Source organism: Ferruginibacter sp. (genome assembly GCF_031430955.1).
GTDB lineage: Bacteria > Bacteroidota > Bacteroidia > Chitinophagales > Chitinophagaceae > Ferruginibacter.
Window position 1 is genome coordinate 1 of sequence record NZ_JANPCM010000658.1, and the last position, 2918, is coordinate 2918.

At 35.9% G+C, this 2918-nt stretch carries 2 protein-coding genes; both read right to left on the bottom strand.

The annotated features are described in order from the left end of the window. Positions 1-835: glycoside hydrolase family 78 protein (locus ACY65O_RS18635; RefSeq protein WP_462222364.1), on the bottom strand; the 835-nt coding region annotated here is incomplete at its 3' end. 37 nt (positions 836-872) lie between these two features. Further along, the coding region (locus ACY65O_RS18640; protein ID WP_462222365.1) for a malectin domain-containing carbohydrate-binding protein at positions 873-2918 on the bottom strand (2046 nt) is incomplete at its 5' end.

Consider the following 2918-nt stretch of genomic DNA (forward strand, 5'->3'; position numbering starts at 1 on the left):
AATTAATTACTATTCTTGCAATCATTTTCGGCTTGCCGTAAGCACCCGTCATTTTTCTATAGCGTTGCCCGGGTATATAATAAAAACCATTACCGAGCATTGCGCCTATTGCATTTTTACCCTGCTGTAAATTTTTAGAAATATCAAAAGTTACATACTGTGCATGCTTAGCATAATTCGTCCAGCCGGGATCTAAAAAATTATCACCAATTTTATTGCCATTGATAAAAAAATCAAATTGCCCCAGGCCAGAAACAAATGCCGTGGCAGTTTTAATTGACTTGTTAAGTTCAATTACCTTTCTAAATTGAGGCAAAATATTTCTTCTTGCTCCCCAGCTTTTTTTTCCATTCAAATGCAGGTGAGGCGCTATTTTTAAACTATCAATTATATCATCATAGGCTATCCATTTGGCACTTTGCCAATCTGCTTTTTGCAGTAACCCCATCTGCCAGCTATTAACAGCACTCCAGTTGCTCACATTGTTTTTATTATCCCAAACCTTTACCCGCCAAAAATATTTTTTAGTGGCAATTAATTTTTTACCATTGTATAAAACCTGGATGGAGGCATTGCTCAACATTTTTTTACTATCCCAAATATTTCCAATGCCCTTGTATAACAGGTCAATATCATCACCCACAATAATTTGATATGCTGTTTGCAAAATATTTTTTTGTTCATTATGCAATTGCCAGCTTAGCGCCGGATCAGCTGCTTCAACACCCAATGGGTCCTGCCTGTTTTCGCATTGCAGGTTTTGTACCGACAAATTTTGAGACTGCAGTGAATATTGAATAAAAACCGATAAAATAAATATAAAAATTCTTTTCATTTAGATCACTTTTAAACACCAACAGAAAGGCGCAAAGTTATTGCACATCTATACCGCTTATTGCTAAATCCTTTGCATTTTCAATTACCAGCCGAACCATATAATTACCGGCATTTATTGGCGTGCTGGTATTAACTGTAAACTGATTCCATTTTCCGGTACGTGTAAAAGTAAAGTTTACAATTTCATTCAGCATCATGTTGTTACCTGCATCAAATAACTGCAGCTTACCTTTTAGTACTTTTTCATCTGCATAAAAATATTTCATAGTAATGGAATATATATCCGCCGCTCCTGTTTGTATTGGGTAATCAACAGTTGCTTCATTATCAGTATTTATAATTGTGCAATACCTGCCGTTTGCAGAGTCTTTTATAACGCCGTTTTTAATTTCAGCAACATTTGTTTTGTACGGCGTAACTGGCTTTAAATCGTAAGCGGGCTGCATGTTGGTGACGGGCTGCATGCACACAATAATATTTGAATTAACATTGACTGTTATCGTATCATCTTTTGCCAATCGTTTACGATACACCATATATTTTGTACCACCGTTTTCATCGGTGATTATTTGTGTATTAGTGTTCTCAAGGGTTTGAAATAAATCATTGTCTTTATAACCTTCTTTTACACAAAAGAATAAATCGCTAAACTCATTGGCTTGATAAGTAAAGATTTTGATTTGTTCTCTTGATTTTAATTGAAGCCAAGTGGCACCAAATAAATTTGATGGCAATGAGTTAATTTGAATGATTTCGTTTAGAAATTGTTTATCGCCAATATCCAGCCAATGTTGAAACGTTTTTGAAGAACTTCTTTTAGTAGCTCCCCTTCTATTTTCAGGCTCTCCTTTTTTGGCAATTGCAATAGCAGAAATTATGGCCTGCCCTACTTTACTTTCAGGAAACGATATGGTGATTTTTTCATTAACCGCTTTTGCAATAAAATTTTTCTTTAGTACAGCATTTGTGCCAACTTCATTCCAGATGTCTATATCATTTAAAACAACTTTGTTGTTTATAGCTACATCAAACAAACGCATTGATTTTGCATTGATGCCGCTTATACCTAACCAAGGTTCGATAAAATATAGTTCTACTAAATACTCACCATCTTCAACATCAAATTCAAATTTCATTTTATTTTTTCCATATCTGAAACTTTGAAACAACTTCCAATCTTTACTATTTTTTAAAGGAGTAAAGATCCTGCGCTGGCTTGCAAAATCTTGGGGTACATTTTCAAAATCTTCTGACCATGACAAAAAATTATTTCCATCCGACCACCATGTATTTTCGTTTTCATCTTTTAAAGTGCTTCCGCCACAATTAATTCGATGTACATATTGATAGCCTGCTTTCGGTTTAGTAATTGATTTTGCATTTGCATACAGTTTATTAAAGTCAGGTGACTGCGGCAGATGAAATAATGTTATCGTCTCTCTTGCAACCGCTTTTCCATTTACATAACCCACTGCATATAATACATTGTATTGAATATTTACTTTGTTCCACTGAAAATGTATACCAATACCATTACGTTTCTGTTTACCTAAAGAAGCATTATCAATATCATTAAACAATTCCACTTCATCGCAATTACTGTACACATAAATACTGTCTTTTATTCCGGGGGTCATCCAGCGGTTGGGCCAGGTGTGAGAAACTATATATACCATCGGCTCTTTTTCTTTTGACACATAATTACTGCGGAACATGTAAAATGCATCAGTTGGTTCTTCCCATGGTGTGAGCAATCCTTTATAATTTACCGGACCAATTCTGTCCAGTTCTCTCAACCCTTCACCGCCCTGCACACGACCGGGATTATCATGCGAAGTGAGTAACCAGAAAAAATGCCCGGCAACACTGTCTTTAACAGCTTCTGCTAAACGAATTTTTTGTTCCATCAGCTGCGTCATTCTATCCTCACTTAAAATGCCGTTTTGTTTAAAGCCGCCTTCGCTATGCAAATCAATTGTGCGCCATGCCCCATATTCACCAACTAAAACTTGTTTTTTTAAATCTTCTGCATAAGTATTTGGATCGCCGCCATAAGTGCCCGTCCAGTTTTGCGGCACATC